The 24205-nt window shown below is 55.6% G+C and carries 17 protein-coding genes; 7 read left to right on the plus strand and 10 right to left on the minus strand.

Annotation, left to right across the window (positions count from 1 at the left end):
* Positions 1-327: 327 nt before the first annotated feature.
* Complete coding sequence (locus FRY97_RS03210) at positions 328-1827, minus strand: polysaccharide biosynthesis C-terminal domain-containing protein (protein WP_147165979.1); 1500 nt, start codon at positions 1825-1827, stop codon at positions 328-330.
* Between the two features lie 107 nt (positions 1828-1934).
* On the opposite strand from FRY97_RS03210, the gene FRY97_RS03215 reads away from it, so the two are divergent.
* Entirely contained in the window at positions 1935-2435 is a 501-nt protein-coding gene (locus FRY97_RS03215; protein ID WP_147165980.1) for a DUF427 domain-containing protein, read from the plus strand.
* A gap of 81 nt (positions 2436-2516) precedes the next feature.
* Positions 2517-5309 (plus strand): T9SS type A sorting domain-containing protein, encoded by a 2793-nt coding sequence (locus FRY97_RS03220; protein WP_147165981.1) that lies wholly within the window; start codon positions 2517-2519, stop codon positions 5307-5309.
* A gap of 47 nt (positions 5310-5356) precedes the next feature.
* On the opposite strand, the gene FRY97_RS03225 is transcribed toward FRY97_RS03220, so the two are convergent.
* The 3 genes from FRY97_RS03225 to FRY97_RS03235 form a co-directional block, all read right to left on the minus strand.
* Positions 5357-8293 carry an FAD-binding and (Fe-S)-binding domain-containing protein gene (locus FRY97_RS03225; protein WP_147165982.1) on the minus strand — a complete coding sequence of 979 codons (2937 nt, stop codon included), beginning with the start codon at positions 8291-8293 and terminating at the stop codon, positions 5357-5359.
* Between the two features lie 196 nt (positions 8294-8489).
* Positions 8490-9125 (minus strand): methyltransferase family protein, encoded by a 636-nt coding sequence (locus tag FRY97_RS03230; RefSeq protein ID WP_211356798.1) that lies wholly within the window; start codon positions 9123-9125, stop codon positions 8490-8492.
* Positions 9126-9180: 55 nt separating this feature from the next.
* On the minus strand, positions 9181-9951 hold the full coding sequence (locus FRY97_RS03235) for an N-acyl amino acid synthase FeeM domain-containing protein (protein WP_147165984.1): 771 nt from the start codon (positions 9949-9951) through the stop codon (positions 9181-9183).
* Between the two features lie 379 nt (positions 9952-10330).
* On the opposite strand from FRY97_RS03235, the gene FRY97_RS03240 reads away from it, so the two are divergent.
* Positions 10331-11230 (plus strand): hypothetical protein, encoded by a 900-nt coding sequence (locus FRY97_RS03240; RefSeq protein WP_147165985.1) that lies wholly within the window; start codon positions 10331-10333, stop codon positions 11228-11230.
* Positions 11231-11987: 757 nt separating this feature from the next.
* Here FRY97_RS03240 and FRY97_RS03245 read toward each other — a convergent pair.
* The 5 genes from FRY97_RS03245 to FRY97_RS03265 form a co-directional block, all read right to left on the minus strand.
* Positions 11988-13325: a TolC family protein gene (locus tag FRY97_RS03245; RefSeq protein ID WP_170254482.1), complete on the minus strand. Its 1338-nt coding sequence runs from the start codon at positions 13323-13325 to the stop codon at positions 11988-11990.
* A gap of 10 nt (positions 13326-13335) precedes the next feature.
* Complete coding sequence (locus FRY97_RS03250; RefSeq protein ID WP_147165987.1) at positions 13336-13746, minus strand: GtrA family protein; 411 nt, start codon at positions 13744-13746, stop codon at positions 13336-13338.
* Between the two features lie 41 nt (positions 13747-13787).
* Positions 13788-16988 carry an efflux RND transporter permease subunit gene (locus FRY97_RS03255; protein ID WP_147165988.1) on the minus strand — a complete coding sequence of 1067 codons (3201 nt, stop codon included), beginning with the start codon at positions 16986-16988 and terminating at the stop codon, positions 13788-13790.
* A gap of 36 nt (positions 16989-17024) precedes the next feature.
* Entirely contained in the window at positions 17025-18176 is a 1152-nt protein-coding gene (locus FRY97_RS03260) for an efflux RND transporter periplasmic adaptor subunit (RefSeq protein ID WP_147165989.1), read from the minus strand.
* Between the two features lie 83 nt (positions 18177-18259).
* The gene (locus tag FRY97_RS03265) at positions 18260-18718 is read right to left on the minus strand and encodes a MarR family winged helix-turn-helix transcriptional regulator (protein WP_147165990.1); all 459 of its coding nucleotides are present in this window, start codon (positions 18716-18718) and stop codon (positions 18260-18262) included.
* A 152-nt stretch (positions 18719-18870) separates the two neighbouring features.
* On the opposite strand from FRY97_RS03265, the gene FRY97_RS03270 reads away from it, so the two are divergent.
* Positions 18871-19293 (plus strand): hypothetical protein, encoded by a 423-nt coding sequence (locus tag FRY97_RS03270; protein WP_147165991.1) that lies wholly within the window; start codon positions 18871-18873, stop codon positions 19291-19293.
* Positions 19294-19358: 65 nt separating this feature from the next.
* On the plus strand, positions 19359-19904 hold the full coding sequence (locus tag FRY97_RS03275) for a globin family protein (protein WP_147165992.1): 546 nt from the start codon (positions 19359-19361) through the stop codon (positions 19902-19904).
* Positions 19905-20272: 368 nt separating this feature from the next.
* On the opposite strand, the gene FRY97_RS03280 is transcribed toward FRY97_RS03275, so the two are convergent.
* Positions 20273-20962 (minus strand): head GIN domain-containing protein, encoded by a 690-nt coding sequence (locus tag FRY97_RS03280; protein WP_147165993.1) that lies wholly within the window; start codon positions 20960-20962, stop codon positions 20273-20275.
* Positions 20963-21140: 178 nt separating this feature from the next.
* Between FRY97_RS03280 and FRY97_RS03285 the strand changes: the two genes are divergently transcribed.
* Both FRY97_RS03285 and FRY97_RS03290 read left to right on the plus strand, forming a co-directional pair.
* Entirely contained in the window at positions 21141-22400 is a 1260-nt protein-coding gene (locus FRY97_RS03285) for a hypothetical protein (protein WP_147165994.1), read from the plus strand.
* Between the two features lie 170 nt (positions 22401-22570).
* A complete protein-coding gene (locus FRY97_RS03290) occupies positions 22571-24124 on the plus strand; it encodes a glycine--tRNA ligase (protein ID WP_147165995.1) in 1554 nt (517 codons plus the stop codon).
* Positions 24125-24205 lie beyond the last annotated feature (81 nt).

Consider the following 24205-nt stretch of genomic DNA (forward strand, 5'->3'; position numbering starts at 1 on the left):
AGCCCAAGAGCATAAAGCCCTGCGCCATTTTGGTTTACGCCCCATTGGAAGTTGAGCCTGCTCCGCAGTTCCGCCCCTTTGTCGTATAGCTTAGTGGTATTCGACAATGCTTATATTATCAGGGCTTGATAGGAAATTAGCCTTTCCTGCTAGTATTTATGATGGTTCTCCCTGTTCCTTAGGTGCGATGCAGATGCCCAAATTGGCCCTTCATGATTTATAAAGTTAAGGAAAAACAGATAAGGTATGATAAAGCGCAGAACAGATTGTCGTTTTTTGGGTAGGCCCCGTTCGGCCTATACATCACAACCCGGTTGTGAGCCTGCTTTAGCCTTTTTCGCGCAAGCGCTTCAATGCAGCTTGTACCTGTGCCCGCTCGAGCTGCCCAAGATAGGCCAGGTAGGCGAGTAGGAGAATGGTGTTGAGGCCCAGCCCGGCGATGAAGCCCGGCCGAAAGTAGACGGCGGCTAAGCGGCTGCCACCGTAAACGAGCAAGGCGCCAATAATGTACAGGGCCATCCGCCCAACAGGGTAAGGGATCGGGTAATACCGCTGCCCAGTCCAATAGCTGGCCAGGGCCATGAATCCATAACAGGCCAGCGCAGCTATGCCCGGTGCCAGCAGCCCGTAGTACGGAATGAGCCATAGGTTGAGCCCAAAGGTGATCAGGGTGCCTCCGGTGGCGATATAGCCCCCGATGACTGTCCGGTCTGCCAGTTTGTACCAGATGCTGAAATTGTAGTAAAGCCCCAGGAAAAGGTAGGCCAAGAGCAGGTAAGGGACTACCGCAAGCCCCTCTCGGAGGTCTTCTCCAAGGTAATACTGCACCACATCAATGTAGAGCATGATGCCCGCAAAAGCCAGGCAGCCTACCAGTGTGAAGCCTTTGCCTACCTGCGCGTACAAAGCACTCTTGTCCTTCCTTTCCGCATTGCGGAAGAAAAAAGGCTCCGCAGCATAATTGAAAGCTTGGGTAAAGAGGTTCATCAATACCGCCAGCTTAGCTGCTGCCCCATATTGCCCTACCTGTACGAGGTTGTAATCAAGGTCGTCCGATGCTAGCCGTTTCAGGAGGGGGATGCCGGCAAACTGATTGATGATCCCGGCTACGCCTACTACGACTAGTGGGGCTGCATACCACAGCATGCGCTTCCAAAGCCCCCGATCGAAGCGCCACTGCATTTTGAACAGCTCAGGGGACAACAGCAGAAGGACCGTACCGCTAGCGATGAGGTTGGATAAAAAGACCAGCCCAATGGCCCGTTCGGGTGAGTAGAGGGCACCTGCCCAGCCATAGCCCTGCTGGGCCAGCCAAGGGCAGGCCTTGAGAAAGAAAAAAATAGCCAGGATGTTGACAACGATGTTCAGGGTCTTGATCAACGCGAAACGGATAGGACGGTTGTCGAGGCGCAGCCGTGCAAAAGGGATGGCAGCAACAGCGTCGAAGGCGATGATCAGGGTGAACCAGCGGATGTATTCTGGCCGGTCCGGGTATTCAAGCCAAGCCGCAATGTCTTGCGTGAACAGGAAAGACAAAGCGGTGAGCACAGCGGTGGAGCCTAGCAGGCTGAGCGTCGCTGTGGAGAAACTGCGCTCCAAGTCAGCGTCACGGTTCCCAAACCGGAAGAAGGCGGTCTCCATCCGGTAGGTGAAAAGGACCATCAATAGCGCCGCCCAGGCGTAAAGGTCGGTAACGACCCCGTAAGCGCCCCCGCTGAAGTAACGGGTGAGGAAAGGCGTGAGAATGACAAAGTGCAACAGCCGGCTAAGGATGCTGCTCGTGCCATAAATTGCCGTTTCGCCGGCTAGCTTTTTGAGTAGGGACAAAGGCGGTATGATGCTGGTTTGGGGAGCAAAGCTAGTGAAAAGCGGGCTGAAAAAGTAGGACAGCCGCTTCCTCCTGAACGATACGTTTTCCGCTTTGTTAGCTGCACATGAAAAAGAATCGTATACTACCTAAGCCTGGCCAGGAAAGTGTTTGGGACTATCCCCGCCCGCCCCGCCTTGAGCCGGTCAGCCAGCACATCACCATTTTGCACGAAGGTGTACAGGTCGCCTCTACCCGGCAGGCTTACCGCATCTTGGAGACTAGCCACCCGCCTGTTTATTACTTGCCCCCTGCAGATGTACAGATGAGCCGTCTCCTGCCATCGGGATCGTATCAGACCCATTGCGAGTTCAAAGGCAAAGCAGTGTATTGGGACCTGGTAATAAACGGCGTACAGCGGGTGGAGCGCGCTGCATGGAGCTACCCTGATCCCCGCCCGGCCTTCGCGCAGGTAAAGGGTTTTTTGGCTTTCTACCCGAGCAAGGTAGAGGCTTGTTTTCTTGGGGAAGAACGGGTGGCTGCTCAGGAAGGGGATTTCTATGGCGGCTGGATCACAGCGAATATCGTAGGCCCCTTTAAAGGCGGCAAAGGTACTTGGGGATGGTGACCTTGCCAGTTTTAGAACGGCCTTCTGTAAATTCAAATCAGGGCCTTATCTTTGGAGTGGACCAAAAACTCCTAAAAACCGATGAAAACGTCTCTATTTACTCTGGCCCTGCTTTTGGGAGGGCCCTTCCTCTTGGCTCAGCTGACGCTTGAGCGCGATATCAACCAAGAGCCCGCCAGTTCCGACCCCCGCACTTTTGCTTCTTTAGATGGCCAGGTCTTCTTTTTGGCCGATGATGGCGTACATGGGTTTGAGCCCCACCGCTATGACCCAGAATCGGGGGCATATGTGCTGCTGGCCGATTTGGCGGAGCTGACGGCCAGCGCCGGCACGTCTGCTATGGTGGCCCATGGCGGCAAACTGTATTTTGATGCCCGTTCCACTAGTGCTACCCGGCACCTGTATGTTTATGACCCCACCGATGAGGCTGTACAGCGTGTTTACACCGATCAGGGGGCCGATATCCGCAACCCCAGCAACTTGTTTGCTCACGATGGCTGGCTATACTTCAGCTATGAGAATAGCGAATGGGGCATTGAGCTGGGCCGCCTGCAGCTGAGCACACAGGAGCTGCTCGCTTACGACATCAACCCTGAAGGGGACAGTAGCCCCAACTATTTCAACTTTGCAGATGGCGCCATCTGGTTTTCTGCCAATGATGGAACGAGCAGCAGCCGGCTTTGGCGGTTGGTGTTGTCATCCGGAATGGTGGAAAACGTCCTCTATGAGAGCCCAAATGGGCATTTCCCCAGCATCAACCGCATGGCCCACTACGATGGGCGTCTCTATTTTCAGGGCTTCATCCCTGGCATGGGCGATGAGTTTTGGGTATACGATATCACCTCAAACAGCCTGTTGGGCCTACCTGAAATCTTTCCCGGTCCAGGCAGCAGCAACCCGTTCAGCTTTGCGCTGCTCAATGGCGATGTTTATTTCTCTGCCCGGGAGCTGGGCAATGGCCGTGAGGTGCGCCGGTTCAATACAACAACTTTGGAGGTGGAGCTGGCAGTGGACGTAGCCCCTGGCAGCAGCAGTAGCGACCCAGCTGGGCTCACGGCAGTCGATGGCCGGCTTTACTTTATTGGCGGAGCCGATTTGAACGACCGCCGCCTGTACTCCTTTGATCCCATCTCAGGCGTACTTGAAGAGGAGGCCAGCCTGGGCAACAGCAGCGTGCCGGTTTACCTCTCTATTGAGCATGAGCTGAACGGTGTGCTCTACCTCTCCGGTTTGCACCCTGAAGTAGGCGATGAACTGCTCACCTTCACCCCCGGCGGAGATGTACTGTCTGTAGCAGCGGATATCAACACCAAGACAATTGGCTCAGACCCGCACGGTTTCACCGCTTCCAATGGCAAGCTGTACTTTGGAGCCTATGAGGCGAATAGCGGGCGGGAGATTTGGGTCTATGACCCGGCTACTGGCAGTACGGATTTGCTTTCCGATAACCCTGGAAGTACCAACCCTAGCAGTTTCGCCCCGCTTGATGGCCGGCTCTACTTTGCCGGCCGCCACCCGGAAACCGTCTACGGGCTATTGTATTATGATGAAAGCACGGATTCTATCGAGGCCACCTCCTTCAGTACCCCCAGCCATATTGGGCACATCACAGATGTGGTAGCCTATGAGGGCAAAATTTATTTCTCCGCTTCCAGTGAGGATTTGGGCGATGAGCTGCATGTGTACAACCCTGCCGATGACACCTTCGAAGTCGTGGCGGATATCAACCCTGGTGCAGCAGACGCCAACCCTGAATTGACGATGATTTATGATGGGGCCCTCTACTTCCAGGCTAGCGACGGGGGCTCGGGGGTGGAGCTTTGGCGCTACACTGAGGCCGGAGGGGCAGAACAGGTTTTCGACCTCAACCCAGGCGCTGCCGATAGCGGGCCAGACGAAATGATGGCCTACGAAGGGGCGCTGTACTTCCGTGCATTTGATGAGGAAGACGGGTTTGAAATTTTCCGGTATACTGCAGCCACCGGAGCCCTGGAGCAGCTGACCGCCGTCCTCGGCAATCTGGACCCCCGAGACCTGACTTTTTTCGAGGGGAAGCTGTTTTTCTCCGGGCGGCTGAGCAGTGCCATCGGGAATACCCTGCTTGTTTATGATCCGGCAACGGGCGAAGTAGCACAGGCGGCCGATTTCCCATCTGGCTCAGGCAGCCCAAGGGAGCTCATCGTTTTTAACGGCAAGCTGTACTTTTCTGCTACCTCTGAGCTTTACGGGCGGGAGTTTTGGGTGTATGCTGATACGGCAGCCTCTATCATCTCAGATATTTGGCCGGGGCCATCTGGTTCAGACCCCGGCGGCCTGACTTTATTCAACGACAAGCTGTACTTCGCAGCCAATGATGGGGAGAGAGGGGCTGAGATATGGAGCTTGGCCGCCTGCCTGAACGTCGTGGTAGAGGCGACCCCTCAGATCGATAACGAGCCCGGCGCCATCAATCTGATTGTAAGCGGCGGGCAGCCTCCCTATACATTCAGCTGGGACAACGGGGCAGCGACAGAAGACTTAGACGGGCTGGCCCCCGGCACTTACAGGGTAACGGTCACGGATGAGTCTGGCTGCCTTTCGGAGGCCACAGCCGTAGTAGGGCAGCTCACCGCTGTGGAAGCCTTATTGGCGACTGATGAGGTCACGGTGTTCCCCAATCCCGCTGCCGGCACCTTCCAGGTAAGGTTTGGGGGCTTAGCCGTTCAGCAGGTGCAAGTGTTTGATGCATCTGGCCAGTTGGTTTACAACCGTCGAGTAGGGCAGGCTCCGGGCGTTTTGCAGATCGCACTGCCTTTTGCCCCGGCAGGCGTTTACACCGTTGTCGCCCGTACCGCTGACGGCATTGCCCGCAAGCCCTTGTTGTTGGCCCGGTAGCTTTGGCACCGCCTTCCGGCAAAAGACGGAGGGCGGTGCATTCGATTTTAGGCCGGCTGTGCTTTCTTCAGGGCAGCCCAGAGTATTTCGACCGGGTGCAAGGCTTTGCGCCCCGTGCCGTCTGCAATTTGGTGGCGGCAGCTCGTGCCCGGGGCTGCAATGATTGTTTCCTTCCCGGCTTGGCGTACAGCTGGGAAAAGGGTCTGCTCTCCTATGGCCATGCTCAGCTCGTAGTGCTCGGCCTCATACCCAAAGGAGCCGGCCATGCCACAGCAGCCGGAAGGGATGGCCTCAACGCTGTAGTGGGCAGGGAGGTTGAGGAGGAATGCAGTAGGCTCAAGCCCCGCCAATGCTTTTTGATGGCAGTGCCCGTGCAGCAGGATTTCCCGCGGCTCATCGTGGAAGTCTTCCGGTCTGATGCGCCCTGCTTTAGCTTCCCGGTACAGAAACTCTTCTACCATAAGCGCGTGCTCGCCTAAGCGGAGCGCGTCTTCTTTCAATCCGGGCCCAGCCAGCTTCGGGTATTCGTCTCTGAAGCTAAGGATGGCACTCGGCTCTACGCCCAAGAGGGGCGAATCTTCGCTCACCAGGTTTTTAAAGGCCTCCACATTGGCCCGCGCAAACTGACGGGCCTGGCCGAGCAGCCCTTTAGACAGGTGTGCCCGTCCGCTTTCGGCATGGCTGGCCAGGCGCACTTCATAGCCCAGCCCGGTAAGCAGCTGCAACGCCTTGATGCCAATAGCCGTATCATTGAAGTTGGTGAACTCGTCGATGAAGAAGTAAACCATGCCCCTTTGGGGCCCTTTGGGCGACAGCCGCTCCTGCTTTCGGGCCCAGCGCCGCAGGGAGGTATGGTAAAGGGTGGGCAAGGACCGTTCAGGGGCAACACCGAGCACTTTTTTGGCCATACCGCTCAAGAAAGGGTTGGTCAGGGCGAAGTTGGCCAGCGCAGGCACCCGTATACCTATGCTGTTGATCCGGCCAATATTGGCAAAAGCCCTAGCCCGCAGGGGCGTGCCATGCCGCTTGTAATACTGATAAAGAAATTCTGATTTGAGGGTGGTCATATCAACATTAGACGGGCACTCGGCGGTACAGCCTTTGCAGGACAGGCAGAGGTCCATCGCCTCATAGATTTCCGGATGATCGAAAGGGTTCTCCTTTACGTTCATGGTGAGGAACTCGCGGAGGATATTGGCCCTGCCCCGGGTGGTGTCTTTTTCGTTGCGGGTCGCCCGGTAGCTGGGGCACATGGTGCCGCCCGAAAAGTTCAGTTTTCGGCAGTCGCCCGAGCCGTTGCAGCGCTCTGCTGCACGGAGTATGCCGCCAGCCTCTGAGAAGTCGTAGGCGGTTTCAAAATCTGGTGTTTCCTGCCCAGCTTCGTACCGGAAGCTGCTCATCATTGGCGGGGCGTCCACGATTTTGCCCGGGTTGAAGACCCCATTGGGGTCCCATGTCTGTTTGATCTGCCGCAGGTACTCATAATTGTAAGTGCCGATCATGAGGGGGATGAACTCTGCCCGCACACGGCCATCCCCGTGCTCCCCGCTCAGGGAGCCATTGTATTTTTTGACGAGCTTGGCTACCGCTTCCGTAATTTCATAAAAGAGCCGCTGCCCTTCTGCTGTCTTTAGGTCGAGTATAGGCCTGAGGTGGAGCTCCCCGGCCCCGGCGTGGGCATAGTATACGGCCTGTTGCCCGAAGCCAGCCATGAGCTGGTCAAATTCCTGGATATAGGCTGGCAGGTCTTGGATGTCGACTGCAGTATCTTCAATGCAAGCGACGGGCTTGGCATCGCCGGGGATGTTGGCCAACAGCCCAAGGCCTGCTTTGCGCAGGTCCCACACTTGTTTGGTCTGCTGCCCAGAGACGACAGGGTAGGCGTAGCCGAGCCCGGCCTCCATCAGCGAGCGGGTAAAAGCATCCGCTTGTGCCATAGCCGCTTCCATCGTGTCCCCCCTGAATTCGGTCATTAGGATAGCAGCAGGGTCGCCTTCTACGAAGAACCGGTTCTTCTTTTGTTCGATATTGGACTTGGTGAGGTCCATGATGATTTTGTCCATCAGCTCGCAGGCTGTGGGCTGCATGGCCATGGCCAGGAGCACGGCTTTGAGGGATTCCGGCACACTGCCGAAATGAGCGCAGACGACCACGTCCACGGGTTTGGGCAGGGGGTCGACGTGTATTTTTATGGAAGTGGTGAAAGCCAGCGTGCCTTCCGACCCAGAGAGGAGCTCGCAAAAGTTGAAAGGCCGGCCATCGGGGTTGAAAGGTTGTTGCTGTAGCAGAAGGTCTACGGCATACCCGGTATTGCGCCGGTCGATGGTGGCTTTAGGGAAAGCTTCTCGTATAGCCGCCTGCCGTTCGGGTACGCTTAGGGTAGCCTGCAAGTGGCGGTAGAGGTCGCCTTCGAGCCCCGGCTGGGCCAGTTTTTGGCGGAAGCCCTCCTCATCTACTGCCCCAAAAGTGGCGGGAGTGCCATCGCTGAGCAACGTTTCGAGCTCCAGCACATGGTCTCGTGTAGAGCCATAGACAATGGAGGTCGTCCCGCAGGAGTTGTTGCCCACCATGCCCCCGATCATAGCCCGGTTGGCCGTGGAGGTGTTGGGCCCAAAGAACAGCCCGTATGGCTTGAGATGATGGTTGAGCTCATCGCGTATCACACCGGGCTCTACCTTTACCCAGCCCTCCTCCGGGTTGACTTCCAAAATGCGGTTCATGTATTTGGAGACATCCACTACTATGCCATGGCCTACGCACTGCCCAGCCAGAGAAGTGCCTGCCGCCCGGGGTATGAGGGCCGTTTGGTGCGTATTGGCAAAAGCGATCAGCTTTTGGATGTCCTTTGCGTTTTTGGGAAGGGCAACGGCCAGTGGCAGCTCGCGGTAAACGGAGGCATCCGTCGCATAGAGGTGGCGCATCAGGTTGTCGAAATACAATTCCCCTTCCAGTTGGGCTCGCAGCTGTTGCAGTTGCTCGGTCATGTCCAATGGTTATATGGTCAATAGGGCCAGGAAACGCCCTGGCCAGTGGTTCAGGTGCCACCTTGGCACCCTGTTGAAAAACAGCCCGCCGTCCTGTGAAGGCGGGCGGGCTGTGTCAAATTCGTGTTGAAAGTAGGGACTTTAGCGCAAGCGGCAAAACAGAAATAGCGCAGGTAGTCCGGCCGCTAAGCAGGGGTTACCAAATGCCCGGCAGCAAGCGGTAGGTTTTGTGCTGGTAATCGGCATAAGCCGCCCCGAAGCGCTCAGAAAGGGCTTGTTCTTCAGCCGCAATCCGCCGATGATAAACCACCAGCATGATCAAGGCAGAAAAGAGCAGCCCCCACCAGGCCTGCAGCAGTATGGCACTGCCCAGCGTAGCCAGGTAAGCCCCGGTATAGCTGGGGTGCCGGAGCCATGCAAAAGGGCCAGACTGAATGAGCTGATGCGTTTCCTGTATCAGAACGGTAGGGGTAAAGTACTGCCCGAGTACCTGAATGGCCCAAACGCGGAGCGCCGTGCCGCCCAGCAGAAGGAGGGAGCCGAGCAATGCCCAGTGGGCCAGGGGGCGGGCCTGGGAAAAATAGGCCCATTCCAGCAGGGGCAAGATCACAGACAACAGGGAGCCGCCCAATATTAGGAAAACGGTATTACGGTCGGCCTGCTTGTCGCGGCTGCCTTCATTGGGCGAGAAGCCGGGCTGTGTCAGGAACACTATGGCTGCGGCAGCCATTAGCGCCAGGATTTTAGGGTGAAGGATCAGTTCTGGCCTTGGCAACAGCGGCATGGCGTAAGCCAGGGACAGAAAAAGGAGCGTGATTTTGATTTTTTTCATTTTGTACAACATTTTTGAAGTTGGAGCAGAAGTAGGTTAAGAGAGCGTGTTGGGTTTAAGATGCCTGCTGAAGCACCGAAATGGGCGGCATAAACTGCTTGCTCTCGGGTAGGAAAGATACACTGCCGAAGCGCCGTTGGAAGCTGGCCAGGTGATGCAGCCTATCGTGCAGGCCCGGCCGGACCGTCTCCGGCTGTATGCAGAGCACACTGGCGGCAAGCCCCTGATAGTCGTTGTTGCGCCCATCGACAATCTGCTGGAAGCCCATCCGGAGGTAGGAGGCAGCGTGCCGCGGGTGGCAGGCTAAGACGACGCCCCCGAGCCCGTAGATGTGCACGGCCTGCGCCAAGGCAGCTTCCAGGAAAAACCTGGCATAGCCTGCTGCCCGTGCTTCAGGGGAAAAGACAAACCGGCTGGCTTCTGCAATCTGGCGCCCTGCTTTGCGCGCCTCTTGCTGCAAGGCCTGCACCGGAGCCTGCTCTGGGCAGTTGTTGAGCAATGGCCAGGCTTCCCCTTCTGGGCGTTCTGGCACTGAAAGCCCGTGGGCTTGGGCCAGCTGCTTTACCCATGCCCGGGCTTGGGTGGGCCCATCAATGACCAGCCGCATGTATCCAATGGGGCGAGCCCCGTAATGCCCTTCAAGGAACAAGCCCAGATGGTGGGCGCAGTGGTCGTAGCTTTCAAGTTCAAAACCCAGCTCATTGGTCTTTACCAGGCTGGCGCAGTGGCTTTCCAGGTACCCCTCGTAGCGGAGCTGGAATAAGCGTTGTAGTTCTTCCGGGCCGGCCGCTGGCCGGAAATTCAGGTGTTGGTGGTTGGCACTCATGGTTAAATGGTTTAAATGAAAGTTGCCCCCTGCAGATGCAGGGCGATTTAACCATGAACTTTAGCGCCCCTGCTGACAGATGGGCAGCAGAAGCGGGGTTGCCTTTGTTTTTGTGTTAGGTATACGTGGGTTGTGCACGCAGCTGCCTGTCAGGAGTGCATGGCTTGTGTGGATGGGGCCGTATGTGGTCAGTGTTTGGAAGCAGGGCGCCCCAACCTTTTAGGCCGGTGCGCCGTTGTGTTGTTTATCGAGCGGGGCTGGCAGAAGTTCAAACAACGAATCCGCCTTCGCGATATTGTTAACCGAAGCGCATTAAGAATAGTGCGCGCTACAATAAGTTTGCCAACCTTGAAAATCAAGGGGGAATAGATATAAGTGTATGGAAATTAAGTTATTGCGAAGGAAGGAAATCGATAAGGTGAAATGGAACAGTTGCGTGCATTATGCCACCAACGGCAATATTTTTGGCTATATGTGGTACCTGGATCATATTGCCAAAGACTGGGATGCCCTGGTCGAGGGGGACTATGAGTCGGTCTTCCCCCTGGTCTGGAAAGAGCGGAGGTTCAGCGGCAGGGACTTGCATCAGCCACGGCTGATCCGTGAGCTGGGGGTCTACTCCATACACGTTTTGTCCAAGCCCCGCGTTCAGCGCTTCCTCCAGGCCATACCTGAGGAGTACCGTAGCATAGACATTGCCCTCAACGAGCAAAACCCAGTGCCGGAGGGGCTGCCTTTTCAGGCCGAGGAGCAGACCAACCATCAGCTGTTTCTTAACCGCCCTTATGAAGAGCTTGCTGATGGCTTCAGCCGGGGCTTGTTGGAGCAGCTGCAAAAGGCAGAAGACGCCGGGCTGGCTTTGTCTTCAAATGTAAAGCCGGAGCAGATTGCTGCCTTTTATCAGGAGCACCTCCCGCGGAGAGCGCAAGATGAGGAGGTGTTTCATGGCATGCAGCGCGTGATGTACAATGCCCTTCACCGAGGTTGGGGGTTCGCGTCTACAGTACTGCGCCCGGGGGATGCGGCAGTCCTGGCCGTCAACTTTTTCCTGTTCAGCCACGGCAAAGTGGTGAGTTTTATGCCGGTGGCCTCTGCTGAAGGGGAAGAGGCAGGGGCCCTGCCCCACCTGTTCAACGGTTTGATCCGGCAGCATGCCGGCCGGCCAGCCATATTGGACTTTAACGCCTCGGTGCCTACAGCCGTGGCTGAGGGCTTTGGGGCCCGCCCCAACCCTTTTTTCCGGCTAAGGAAGAAAGCTGGGGCACTGGGCTGGTGGTAAAAAAATGGGGAGCGATAGGCGCTCCCCATTCCAATTTTTACAACAGTGTACATATTTGTTCCCAACCGCAGGCCTGGGCCGGATTGGAAGTACAGCGGTGTATCCAACTTAGGATGACTGCTGCAGGAAGGACTGGCTTCCGGTTTGAAAAATTAAGTGGGGAGAGCAGGTGCTTTGAGGGAGTAGGTAAGCTTCGGTAAGTTATCGGGCTCCAAATATAGCGCAAGACATCGGACAGGAAGATTTGCCCGTGATGTAGAAATGATGTGGCCCTGTCGGCTTTGGCGCTAAAAAGCCAGAGCGTGAATGCTCTGGCTGGAAAGTTTTAACTACACGGAAAAACCGTAGTAGCACATTCCCCTTATAATTGAATGTGCCACAAATTTACGCACCTTTCAGCAATGCTGGGTATTCTCGCCGTGTGATATTCATGTGTGCCCAAGCCCTAAACCCGGAGGTGCGCTTCGGTTGCTAGGCCGTGTAAAGGAGTGCCAATCAGCTTGTCGTTTTTTGAGCCTGCCCCTGCCGAAGGATGGGGGCTGCCCCTGCCTGATGGCAGGTGCCGCTATGCTACGGGGCTCGCTCTTCGCTCGGCCCTATCGGGCTTCCCACCCCTTCGCAGCGCTAGCCCGATCCCGCCGAGAACCACGGCCTTTGGGCTTGCAGCCGAGTATAGCGGGATCCGGCAGGTGTGTGCGGGCGGGCCATTAGAAAACCCTTCCTTGGCCAGCCCAAAGCGCGAAATCCCTACATTGGCCTACCGGACCAGCCCGCCAATGAGCCGGATGAGCTCGGTCTCTGTATTCTTCAGGTTGAACAAGGCGGTCAGGCGCTGCTGAGAAGCATTGATGTAGCTGACCTGAATGGAGCGGTAGTCGAAGCTGTTGATCAAGCCACCTCGGAAGCGCTCCTCTGCAATGCCCAGGTTTTGCCGGGCGTTGTCCACGAGGCTCGTCGTCACTTCCACGAGCCGCACCTGCGTATTGTAGGTAGCGAGGGTATTGGCCAGCTGATTGTTGAGGGCCCGCTTCAGGTCGCTGATGGTGTATTGAGCGACAAGCTCTTCCTGCTGTGCATTTTCCAGGCGGGCGCGCCTTGCTCCCCCGTCGTAAAGCGGGTAAGCCGCAGAAAGGTTGACGAAGGGCTGGAAAGTCTTAGCGGCGACCTGAGGGATTTCGTTGGTGGTTGCATTGCCGCCAAAGCTCAGGGTTTGTTCGCCAAAGGAAATGCCCACATTGTAGGTAGCCCCGGCCTGCAGCTGCACCGTTGGCTTGAAAGCGGTTTCTTGCAGGCGGGTATTGATATTGGCCAGCTCCCGGTTGATGTACTCCCCCCTCAGCTGTATATTGCTGTTGAGCATGCGCTCCTGCAGGTCCGCGAGGTTGTAGGTGTCAGCAGAAAGGGCCAGCTCATCGGTCAGCTCGTAAGCTGTATTGAGCTCATCAATGCCCATGGCAAGGTTGAGGTCACGTATGGCAGCGTCGAAAGTATTCTGCTGCAGCACGTAGTTGGCCGAGTCATTGAGGTAGGCATCCCGGGTCTGCAGGATGTCAAATGTACTGGCCTGCCCATACTCCTGCCGCAGCTCTTGGTATTCGACGCGGTCTCTTGAGAGGGCCATGACCTCCGCGACAACCTCAAGCTGCTGCTGTTGCACCAATGCATTGTAGTAGGCCTGTATGATGCGCTGAATGGTGTTTTCCACAGCCAGCTGTTGGGCATTGGCCGACAAGCCAGCCTGTGTTTCGAGCTGCTCTTTGGTGATTTTCACCCGGTAGCCGTTGAAGAGCAGGAGGTTGAAGTCTACGCCCGGAGTGATGCCAGTATTGAATGCATTGGAGCCGGTCAGGGGGCCAGCGGGGTTGCTCAGGTTGCGGTAGTTGTTCTGGGAATTGGCAGTAAGGTTGATGGTAGGGAACCGCCCGGCTATAGCCCAGTCGTTGTTGTTATCAGCTATGCCCTTGCGCACTGCTGCAATCCGGATCTGGTAATTGTTGTCCAGTCCGGCCTGTATAGCATCAGACAGGCTGAGGGGCTGTTGGGCGAGGCTCAACGTGGGCAGCAAGGCTGCAAATAGGAAAAACAGGTGCTTCATGAGTAGAGGCTTATATAAACTTACGTTCAAAGACATATCGCTTGAGGTAAAAATTGTACAAAAAGACCAGCCCCGTGGCAATCAGCTTGAGCAGGTACTGGTTCTCGTTTAAAAAAGGGATTTGCGAAAGCCCGTATACGATGCTAGTGCTCAAGATGAGCCCGCCCCCTGACACGAGCAGGGAAAGGGCAAATGCCCGGGCGCCTGAGCCCTGTAGCTGGAAGACAAAACGTTTCTGCATCAGAAAGTTGAGCACCGCGCCACAGGAATAAGAGACCATGTTGGCGTACACGGGCTGCCAGTCAGCGTGTACCAGGCCCAGGTAGAGAAAATAATCTACAGCTGTAGCTACTGCTCCGGTCATGGCGAAGCGGAGTTTCATTTTGAACAGCTGCAGTAGGGTCTCTTTGTTGAGCTTCATATGCGCATTTTAGGCCAAAGGTACAGGCTTCTGCCCAGCCATTACAAAAATGACAAGGCGGCGATTATGGCAATCACGCCAAAGGCGATGTACCATAAGAATTCATACCCGGTCTCCCGCCTCAGGGCAGGCTCCACCGCTTCGTAGCTAGGCTTTACCCCATTCCATAGGTATGTGGCATAGACCTTGAACCGGTTCATGCTGATCATGAACACCGGAAGCAGTACCAAGATGACTGCGGTGATGACGAGCAGCCCGAAGGAAACGGATATGGCCATAGGGATGAGGAACTGCGCCTGCAGGCTTTTCTCAAACAGCAGCGGCGCCAGCCCCGCGAAGGTGGTCACAGTCGTCAGCACAATAGGCCGGAAGCGCGCCAGCCCAGTCTCATAGATGGCTTCCATCTGTGGCCTGCCTTCTTCTATCATGCTGTTGTAGGTGCTCACAAATACCAGTGCGTCGTTCACCAAAATACCGATGAGGGCGATGATCCCGAGCGCAGAGAATAAACTGATCGGAAGCCCCATAAGCCAGTGCCCCCAGCCTACCCCTATGAAACCAAATGGGATGAGCAAAAAGACGAGCAAGGCTTGCCCTACTGAACGGAAGGTAAGGGCGATGACAAAAAACATCAGCGCCAAGACGATGGTAAACACGGTCTGAATAGAGTTGGCAGATTTCTCTTGTTCGCGGTTCTGCCCTTCATATATCGCAGAGACACCGCTGTACTTGCCTATGATAGCGGGTATGATCTCCTCTTTCAGGCTGGCGGTGATATCGCTTACCGAAACGTCGTTGCTCGATACGTCTGCTTCCACCTTCACTTCCCGCTTGCCGTCAATGTGGTTGATATTGATGACGCCCCGCTCAAGAGAAAGGGTGGCGATCTCCGAAAGCGGGAACTCCCGGCCATCCGCAAAGCGCACCCGCATATCGCGCAGCTCGTTCAGGTTGTCGCGGTCTTCTTCTGCATAGCGTACCCACACCCGCACTTCGTCCTGCCCGCGCTGCAAGCGCTGTACCTCGCTGCCGAAAAAGCCAGACCGCACCTGCCCCACCACTTCCTGTAGGTTGAGCCCCAAGTACTTGCCTTTCTCCGTTAGCTCAATGTTTACCTCTTTGAGGCCTTCCTGGTTGTTGTCTACCACATCCGCTAGGTCGGACAGCCCTTTCATGGCCGCTTTTACCTCCTCTGTGGCCGCTTTGAGCTGCACATAATCCTCGCCAACAAGGGAGATGGAAATGGGCTTGCCAAAAGCGGAAGCAGCGCCGTAAGTGACGACTTCCGCTTCAGGGATTTCCCCTACCATTTTGCGGATGGAGTTGGTCACTGCGCGCGCGGAAAGGCTGTCACGGTTTTCCCCATCGAGGATGCTGATGCTGAGGTTGCCCTGATAGGTGCTAGGCCCCAGGTTGACTTCAATGCGCTGTATGGCCTGTTTTTCCCCCTTGAAGTAGTGCTGGCTCAGGGAATCATTGGCAGCCCAGGCAGACGCTTCGATGTGGTCTAGCCATTCTTGTGTGATGTGCTCCCGGGTGCCAGCCGGCATTTGGAGGGTCACAGAGATATCGTCCCGCTCAATGTTGGGGAAAAACGTAGTGCTGATGATGCCCCCGCCAATGGCACCGCCGGTAACGACCAGCAGCCCAAGGAGCACGGCGAAGGTGAAAAACTTGTTGTGCATGGCAAACTTCAGCACCGGGCTGTACAGCTTGAAGCGCAGCCAGTCCATGAGCTTTTCAAAGGCCTCCTGTATTTTGTTGCGGTCGCGGTCGGGGCTGAGGGCTTTGCTATGTGCTACGTGAGTTGGGAGGATGATAGCCCCTTCTATCAGCGAAAAGACGAGGGAGAAGATCACCACAATTGCCATTTGGGAGAAGAAATCGCCCAAGCGCCCGTCTATGAAGAGGAAGGAGGAAAAAGCGAGCACCGTAGTGACGATGGCTGCAAAAACAGCCGGCAGCACCTGTATTGTGCCTTCGAGTGCGGCCCTCATCCGGGGCACGCCTTGCTCGTACTGCTGATAGATGTTTTCGCCTATGACGATGCCATCGTCTACCAGGATGCCGATCACGAGGATCATGCCAAAGAGGGAGATGACATTGATGCTGACCCCCGCTGCACTGGCCAGCAGGAACATGCCCGCAAAGGAGATGGGGATAGCGAGCGCTACCCAAAACGCCAGGCGCCAGTGCAGGAACATGGCCAGCAGGACCATGACGATGGCAAAGCCCAGTATGCCATTTTCGGTAAGCAGGCTGATACGCTGCCGCAGGATTTCGGACCCATCCCGGACCACCGTAGCTTGTATGATCTCGTTCTCCGCATTAAAGGCTTTGACGTACTCCTGCACCTGATCGGTGATGGAGATCATGTCCTCTTCCAGGGTATTCTGTACTGTGATGACTACAGAAGGCTCGCCATTGAGGAAGCTGCGGTCGGGGTTGTCTGCCCATTTGTCCCGCAAGTCAGCTATCTGGTACAAGCGGATGACGCTCCCTTCCGGGGTAGTTTTGACGATGACGTCCCGGAGCCCTTCAGCATAGTAAGACTTGTTCCTGGCGCGCACAAGGAGCTCCTCGTCTTTGCCTTTGATGGTGCCGCCTGTAATCTCGATATTGGCATTGCGCACAGCCTGTGCAGCTTGCTGAAAGGTCAGGTTGTAAGCCCGCAGGTCCTTTTCCCGGAAGGCGATTTCGATCTCCTCTTCAGGGAACCCGCTCAGAGATACCTTCGAGATGCCCTCCATAGCGCGGAGGTCCTCTTCTACCAGCCGGGCAAACCGTTTTAGGGTTTTGAGGTTGACATCCCCGCTCAGCGCTACGCTGATGGCAAACCCCAGGTTTTCCTGTATGTACACAACCGGCGGCTCAAGCCCGGCAGGGAAGGAGGCAATCTGGTCTACTGCATTGCGCACATCGACGAGCACATCGTCGGTATTGTACCCTTTGAGCACTTCCACGGTGATGCTGCCGCTGTTTTCCCGGGACACAGAAGTGTAGCGCTCCACACCGGTCACGCCTTTGAGGTTCTCTTCAATACGTTTGACCACGCCTTCTTCCATTTCCTCGGGAGAGGAGCCAGGATAGACCAGCTGTATGGAGATGATCCGGCTGGGCACCTCCGGGAAGAAGGTAGATTTCATGTTGAATATCCCGACGACCCCAAGGGCCAGTAGGCCGATCATGATGAGGTTGGCCGCTACCGGGAACTTGATAAAATAGTTGATGAATTGTTTCATGAGTGCTTTTGGCTTGGCAGTGGTGCTCAGATTAGGTTAGTTCAGCCCCTTGGCTGCTGTTTTTGCCCCTCGGGCTTTGGGGGCTACCTTCATGCCATCAAAGGCATCGGGCTGTGGGGTGGCGAGCAGGGCTGTCCCGTTGCTCAGCCCGCGCACGATAGCGTCGTTGTCCGTCATTTTGACGACCTCTACCGCTTTCAGCCGCAGGAAAGAATCTTGTACGGTATACACACTGCTCTGATCGGTGAGGAGCTGCCGTGGGAGCACAAAAGCGTTTTCGATTTTGCTGGCCTTGATCTCCCCTCTCAGGTACATGTTTTCCCGCAGCCCTTTGCCATTGGCGCTGATGAACACTTTCACCGTCTGTGTGCCAGCTTCGACCTGATCGCTGATGCGGGAGACACGGCCCTGCCACTGCCCGGAAATATCATCGGAATAAAGCGTTACGGGGCTGCCGGTGGCGATGTACTTCAAGTCGCGGAGCGGAACGGTGACTACGAGCTCGTAGCTGCCGGTGCTCATGAGCTCGCCCAGCTTTTGCCCGGCGCGCACCACCGCGCCGGGGTTGATGCTCGCAGCGGTCAGCACCCCGCTGAAAGGAGCATAAAGGGTGTACTTGTCCAGGCGTTCTTCGGTGCTCTTGATGGTGTAGTATTGGCTGTAAAGGTTGCGGGAAGCAATGAAGTATTTCTCTTGATCATTCAAAGGTTCAGGAAAGGGCCGGATGGCTCCGGTCAGGTCGAAACTGTCGAGGTAAGCCTGCCATTGGCTAAAGCTTTCCGGGTAGTCCACCTTGAGGTCGGGCATCAGCTGAGTTACAGCATTGAGGAGGTTGGCTTTTTGCGAAAGCAGTGAAAGCCGGGCTTCTTCCTGCTCTACTTGTATCATGACAGCCCCTTTCGGGAAATAAGCCCCCACTTTGAACGGGCGCGATGTCGCTTTGAGGGTGCCCGTCACCTCCGAAAACAGGTCGATCTTGTCAAAAGCCGCTAGCTCGCCCTGTACTTCGAGGGTAGTCGGCACGGTCGTAAGGCGAGCGTGTAAGGTATCTACCTGCCGTACAGGGTTGGCGGTGGTTTGGGGCTTGGGCTCTTCTTTTTTCTGGGCGAGCTTGGAAGCTGCTATAAAAGAGAGGATGAGGGCGAAAAGCCCTGCGACGACAATAATTCTTCTTGCAGTGAGGCTCATTCTTCAGCTTGTGTTTTCCGGCAGCATGGCCGGGGTTGAGTTGTGATGCAGAATAAAATTGTAAAAAGTTGCTTTTGCAACGGTTATTGTTCTTGGCCCGGGGTCGTCAGGGCCTTGAGGATATGCGAGAGCACCTTTTGGCAGATTGCAATATCCTTATCGTTCAGCCCGGCAGTAGCCTGTTCCATCACCATTTGGGCGTAAGGCTGTAGCTGCGCCTGAAGGGCTTTGCCTTTGTGGGTCAGGTAGATGAGCTTGTTCCGTTTGTCGGTGCTATCGGGTATGCGCACTACATAGTTGGCTTCTTCCAGGCTGGACAAGGCCCTTGCGATGGTCCCCTTGTCTTTGATATTGGATACGGCCAAGTCTTGCTGCCGTACGCCCTCCCGCTGCCATAGGTCTACCAGAATGCCCATATGCTGTGGCTGAAGGCCCCAGGATTCATGCTCCGCAGCCTGCCGGATGTGGTTGGCCAGTAGCCGGCCCACACGGTTGGTGAGGAATACAATGGAATCATTAGGGAAAAGGGCGTCTTTCTTCATTAAATGGTTGCATTTGCAACGGGAACGCCAAGCCCAGGCTAAAGTTGAGCCTGGCCAGGAAAAAATCACAATTTATTTTCCAAAACCTTGCCGGCCGATAAACCGGAAGCAGGCAGCGCTCCGTAAGTCAGGATAAAGTAAAAAACATAGCCATGAAGCGACTCCTTAAGCCTCGCAATTTATTGCTCGCCCTTGGGCTGCTGGCCGCAGCAGTCATTGGGCACGCCATCAGCTCTTCTGAGCCGGTGCCCCATGCCGATATTCAAATGAGCCGGATTGATTTTTCACCTGGCCTTGACGATAGCCAGGTGGCTGAAATCAAGAAAGTCATTATGGGGCAGGAGGCTACCACCCATTGTTTCGTGAATGCGGAAGCCGGCACGGCTACTTATGCTTTCGACCGTTCCCGGCAAAGCTCACAGGGGGTCTTTGACGCAGTAGCGCAGCGTTTTCCGGGCCAGGCTAAGCCTTTTGTGGTGACAGAAGAAATGGCAAGCTCCGGCTGCCCGGTGACGGGCAAAAACTCGGTTTTCCGAAGAGCTGGCGCAGCCCTTTCGGGTCTGTTCGGCTGGTAGGCAGTCTTTTATGCTTTGATGATAAAGATCACTCACATTTTGCATTTCATAAAAATACCGAATCGATGAACACTAAGTTTTTTCTTTTTCTACTAGGTTTTGCCTGCTTGACCACCTTCGTAGCTTGTGATGATGATGAAGGGATGATGGACGAGCCCACGCTTTATGAGCGCTTAGGCGGCACTGAAATGGTCTCAGACCCTGCCACCGGTGGCATGATCGAAGCTGGCCGGCTCGGCCTGCGCTCCGTTGTAGACAGCACCATCTTTGTGATTGCTGCTGACCCTGAGCTGCAGCCGTACTTTGCATCCCTGCTGATGGAAGTTGGCAACGGCAACCTGACCAACCTGGCTGTACTGAGCGAAAGCCTTACTGATTTCTTCTGTGTCGCTACAGGTGCAGAAAACTTCACTTACGATGGCATGGATATGGTCTCTGCGCACGACCCTGCACAGAACCCCCGCATGGCGCTGAAAGCAGACAATGCTTCTTACGATGCCTTTATCAATGCTGTAGTGGCTGGCGCCAATCAGAACAGTGTGCCAGAAGCCCTCATCATGGAGGTAGGCGCTTTGCTGGAAACCCTGCGTGCTGACGTGGTCCAGCGATAAACAACACTTTTGAACAACACTATTTTTGGGAAGCTGCCCGGGCATTTTGACCGGGCAGCTTTTTTAATATGTGCCGGGGATCACTGCGGGCAATAGCCTGGCATTGGCCTAGCGCTGCGGAGGGGTGGCCAGCCCGATAGGGCCGAGCGGGCAGCGAGCCCCGTAGCATAGCGGCACCTGCCCTTTGGCAGGGGCAGGCCCCATACTAAAAAACGGCTCCTCCCTGCCTGCTCAGGGCGAAGCCCCTAAAAAAGCCGGTACGTGGCTGAAAACAGCTTAGTACGGCCCGGCGCATCAAGTCTAAAAAAATAGCCCCAACGGAAGTACCGTTGAGGCTATGACAGTTCAGCCGGGTGATGGCTTTCCGCTTAATTCACATTCCGGATGCCCCCGGAAATCAGGGAGCGCATCTGCTTTTCTTCGGGCTCGCCTTTGTACCGGATGCTGCCCCCGGTATTGGCATTGGCGTCCAGCCTTTGGTTGGCTACCACCTCTACTTCTCCGCCAGTGTTGGACTTGACATAGGTGCGCATGCACTCCAGTTCAAACCCTTCATACACCCCGCCGGTAGAGGCGTTCACTTCTTGGTCTGTCGTAGTGCCAGCAACAGCAAGCTGCCCGCCTTCAGAGACCCATGCATTCAGGGCTTCCACGGCCACTTCTGCCTGCATCTGTGCGCCACTGCCTACACGCAAGGCCAGCTCACTGCCTACAATGGGGCCAGTTGTTTGCACCTGTGCCCCGGCAGTAGCCTTCACCGAGCGCAGCTCCGTGTAAGTGATCGTGATGTCTGCATGCCGCTCATCATGTAGCAGCCCTTCGATAAGTTGAACCTTTAGGGTCTTGCCTTTTACATACATGGTGACGTCATCTTCGGTAATGCCGCCTTCTGCCTCAAGCACAGCCCGGTGCTCCCCCCCTGCTACAAGGGTCACCGTCAGGTCGCCTGCAACGCTGATGGCATCAAAGTAATCCAGTTTTCTGGACTCCTGTGCTTGCAGGGTGGCCATAGTGGCTACGAAGCACAGGGTCAAGATTGGGTTTGTTAGCTTTTTCATAGACAAGTCAGGTTGTTTTATACCGATTAGATGCTGTTGGCCGTTGGGCTCCCCTACGGGCAATGCAAAATTTTAGGCATTTTCTGCAGTATTGATATGAAAGTAAGGCCTGTTGGCGTTATTTGAGCCGTGCCCTTATCGGGCAAAATGCTATTTACCTCATCCCAAATCAGACCTGATGAACCGCATACTTTACCTGTTTTTCCTTATTGTACTATTGGCCGCCTGTAAAGACGAAGGGGCGGACGAAAATTGTGCCCCTTGGGATATCGCGTGGCAGTCCCGGGCTTTCCCCGGCGACGCTTATTTGTGGCTGAGCGGAGAAGACGGCGAATGGCAAGCTAGCCTAAAGCTGACGCCACAGCTCAACGAGGCATTGGCCACAGAGCAATGCGATGGCCCGGTGCACTTGTCTTACCTGGAAATCAGGCCCGAAGTGGTGAAAGATGGGGGCAATACCCGTACCGAGACCGTTTACGAGCTGACGACCTGGCTGGACGTCCCGACGGGCTTCTCCCGGGATACGGCAGCCCGTGCGCCCGTGCGCGAATGGCCTGTGGCTATCGGCAATGTCAGCTCCTTGCAGTCTCTCATTTGGCCAGAGGACAACCTGCAGGCCTTTTCTGGCAATATCTTCCTAGACCCGGCAGCGGAGCTGCTCAGCTTTGCTATACAAGTGCCGGACACCCTGCCCGCTTATGCCTTTCTGCAGGCCAATGGAGAGGCTTTGCCCCGTTATTTTTGGGTGGGAAAAGCCCAGGACAGTGCCTTTGTGCTGGATTATGAAGCCCTGCCGCAACTGATGTATGAAGCCCCTGTACAGCTGCCCAATACAGCCAATTGGTTTTATGAAATATATGGCGAAGGGGAAAATGGGCAGGCGCTTATCGATTTTGCTTCTATGCCAGACCTTGTCAGCGGGAGCTTTGCGCCCCGTGTGCCCGTGGCTGGCATTTCCGGCTTTCGCCTAAAAGCCCGTCAGGTAGGCGATTATCAAGGCTGGCCCTACGCGCCCAATGCTTATGACCGTTCCGGCTCCCGGATACCTGAGTCGGTGCCTGCTTTGCCCAGCGCTCCGGGTATGGCCCGCAACGGCGATACCCTGCAGGTTGGGCTATTCAATGGGAGCTTCGAAGCTCTTACGGCCTACGAAGTACAGTTGGTGGATTTCCGGGGGGAAGGCCCGTGGCTGCGTTGGACCATCATCGGCAGTGTGGAGGGCATGGCCCGGCTGGTGCTCCCCCAATGGCCCGAGGCTTTATCGGCTGCCCGTGCACAGCTCTTGGCGCCTGGCCGGCAAACCATCGCCCTGATAGGGGCCAAGGCTTATGAGTCCCAGCCTGCTTATCAAGCGCTCTTGGAGGCATGGATGCAAGGGGACGAAGATTGGGAGTCTCGTCAGGGGCTTACACAGCGCACTGCCGCCCAAGATTTCTAAGGTGGTGCAAGGGCCAGTTTGGAGAATGCTGCAGCAAAAGATAGGGCCTGGCAAGGCTTCTGTGCCTGTATTTATTTTATTATTGAGTGGAAGGGCTTAATTTTACGCCCTTTCAGTCCCCAAAGGCAAGCCCTGGAAAAGGGGCGCCGCTTAAATTTGAAAAAATCCCTATGGCACAGCAGAACGACCTGTTTAAGAAACTGGTAGCCCATTGTAAAGAATACGGCTTTATTTTCCAGTCGAGCGAAATATATGACGGCCTGGCTGCGGTCTATGATTATGGCCCCTACGGTGTGCAGCTTAAGAACAACCTCAAGGATTACTGGTGGCGCAGCATGGTGCAGATGCACGACAACATCGTTGGCATCGATGCCTCGATCTTTATGCACCCCAAGACCTGGAAAGCCTCCGGTCACGTGGATGCCTTCAATGACCCGCTCATTGACAACAAAGACAGCAAGCGCCGGTTCCGTGCCGATGTGCTCATTGAAGATTACATGGCCAAAATAGAGGACAAAATCGACAAAGAGCTGGCCAAGGCCCGCAAGCGCTTTGGCGAAAGCTTTGACGAAGCGATGTACCGGGAAACCAACCCCCGCGTGGCTGGCTATGTCGAGCAGCACAATGCTGTGCGCGACCGCCTGGCCAAAGCCATGACGGATGGCGACTTGGAGGGGCTCAAAGCGCTGATCGAGGAGCTGGAAATAGCGGACCCAGATACCGGTTCCCGCAATTGGACCGATGTACGGCAGTTCAACCTGATGTTCTCCACTCAGCTGGGCAACATCGCCGGGGAAGAAGGCAAACTGTACCTCCGCCCGGAGACCGCCCAAGGGATTTTTGTCAACTTCCTTAATGTCCACAAGACCACCCGTCAGAAGGTGCCTTTTGGCATCGCGCAAATTGGCAAGGCTTTCCGAAATGAAATCGTAGCCCGGCAGTTCATCTTCCGAATGCGGGAGTTCGAGCAGATGGAGATGCAGTTCTTCATCAAGCCCGGCGAGCAGCAGAAATGGTACGAGTACTGGAAGGAAGCCCGTATGAAGTGGCACCTGGCGCTGGGCACCCCGGCCGATCAGCTGCGTTTTCATGATCACGACAACTTGGCCCACTATGCAGATGCTGCGGTGGACATTCAGTTCAATTTCCCATTTGGGTTCAAGGAGCTGGAAGGCATACACAGCCGTACAGACTTTGACTTGGGCAATCATCAGGAGCTGTCAGGCAAAAAGCTGCAGTACTTTGACCCTGCCACTAAAGAGAATTACGTCCCTTATGTAGTGGAAACCTCTATCGGTGCCGACCGGATGTTCCTGGCGGCTATGAGCAATGCCCTGCAAGAGGAGACTGTTGTAGGGGCTAATGGCAAAGAGAGCACAAGGGAGGTGTTGAAGCTCCACCCTGCAATTGCACCGATCAAGTGTGCTATCCTGCCCCTGAAGCGCAACGATGAGCGCCTGGTGAACATGGCTACGGATATTTTCAATGACCTCCGCCTTTCCTTCGATGTTCAGTACGACGATACGGGCAGCATTGGCAAACTTTACCGCAGGCAGGATGCTATTGGCACGCCTTTCTGCGTGACTGTAGACTTCGAAGCCCTTGACGATAATACTGTCACGCTGCGCGACCGGGACACCCTGTCTCAAGAGCGGGTGCCGATAGGTCAGCTCGAGCAGATCATCCGCGAGCGGGTAGATATGAAGCACCTGCTGCAAGCATAATCCGGCTCATGCCGCTTTGACAGAAGCCTTTGCCCTGGGGATAGGGTGAAGGCTTCTGTGGTTTTCAGGGCTGTGCCACAG

The sequence above is a fragment of the Phaeodactylibacter luteus genome (genome assembly GCF_007993045.1).
Classification (GTDB): Bacteria; Bacteroidota; Bacteroidia; order Chitinophagales; family Saprospiraceae; genus Phaeodactylibacter; species Phaeodactylibacter luteus.

Bases quoted from the DNA above. Each gene is read 5' to 3' on its own strand.
- FRY97_RS03215 (WP_147165980.1), top strand. From the start codon at position 1,935: ATGAAAAAGAATCGTATACTACCTAAGCCTGGCCAGGAAAGTGTTTGG.
- FRY97_RS03220 (WP_147165981.1), top strand. From the start codon at position 2,517: ATGAAAACGTCTCTATTTACTCTGGCCCTGCTTTTGGGAGGGCCCTTC.
- FRY97_RS03225 (WP_147165982.1), bottom strand. From the start codon at position 8,293: ATGACCGAGCAACTGCAACAGCTGCGAGCCCAACTGGAAGGGGAATTG.
- FRY97_RS03230 (WP_211356798.1), bottom strand. From the start codon at position 9,125: ATGAAAAAAATCAAAATCACGCTCCTTTTTCTGTCCCTGGCTTACGCC.
- FRY97_RS03235 (WP_147165984.1), bottom strand. From the start codon at position 9,951: ATGAGTGCCAACCACCAACACCTGAATTTCCGGCCAGCGGCCGGCCCG.
- FRY97_RS03240 (WP_147165985.1), top strand. From the start codon at position 10,331: ATGGAAATTAAGTTATTGCGAAGGAAGGAAATCGATAAGGTGAAATGG.
- FRY97_RS03245 (WP_170254482.1), bottom strand. From the start codon at position 13,325: ATGAAGCACCTGTTTTTCCTATTTGCAGCCTTGCTGCCCACGTTGAGC.
- FRY97_RS03250 (WP_147165987.1), bottom strand. From the start codon at position 13,746: ATGAAGCTCAACAAAGAGACCCTACTGCAGCTGTTCAAAATGAAACTC.
- FRY97_RS03255 (WP_147165988.1), bottom strand. From the start codon at position 16,988: ATGAAACAATTCATCAACTATTTTATCAAGTTCCCGGTAGCGGCCAAC.
- FRY97_RS03260 (WP_147165989.1), bottom strand. From the start codon at position 18,176: ATGAGCCTCACTGCAAGAAGAATTATTGTCGTCGCAGGGCTTTTCGCC.
- FRY97_RS03265 (WP_147165990.1), bottom strand. From the start codon at position 18,718: ATGAAGAAAGACGCCCTTTTCCCTAATGATTCCATTGTATTCCTCACC.
- FRY97_RS03270 (WP_147165991.1), top strand. From the start codon at position 18,871: ATGAAGCGACTCCTTAAGCCTCGCAATTTATTGCTCGCCCTTGGGCTG.
- FRY97_RS03275 (WP_147165992.1), top strand. From the start codon at position 19,359: ATGAACACTAAGTTTTTTCTTTTTCTACTAGGTTTTGCCTGCTTGACC.
- FRY97_RS03280 (WP_147165993.1), bottom strand. From the start codon at position 20,962: ATGAAAAAGCTAACAAACCCAATCTTGACCCTGTGCTTCGTAGCCACT.
- FRY97_RS03285 (WP_147165994.1), top strand. From the start codon at position 21,141: ATGAACCGCATACTTTACCTGTTTTTCCTTATTGTACTATTGGCCGCC.
- FRY97_RS03290 (WP_147165995.1), top strand. From the start codon at position 22,571: ATGGCACAGCAGAACGACCTGTTTAAGAAACTGGTAGCCCATTGTAAA.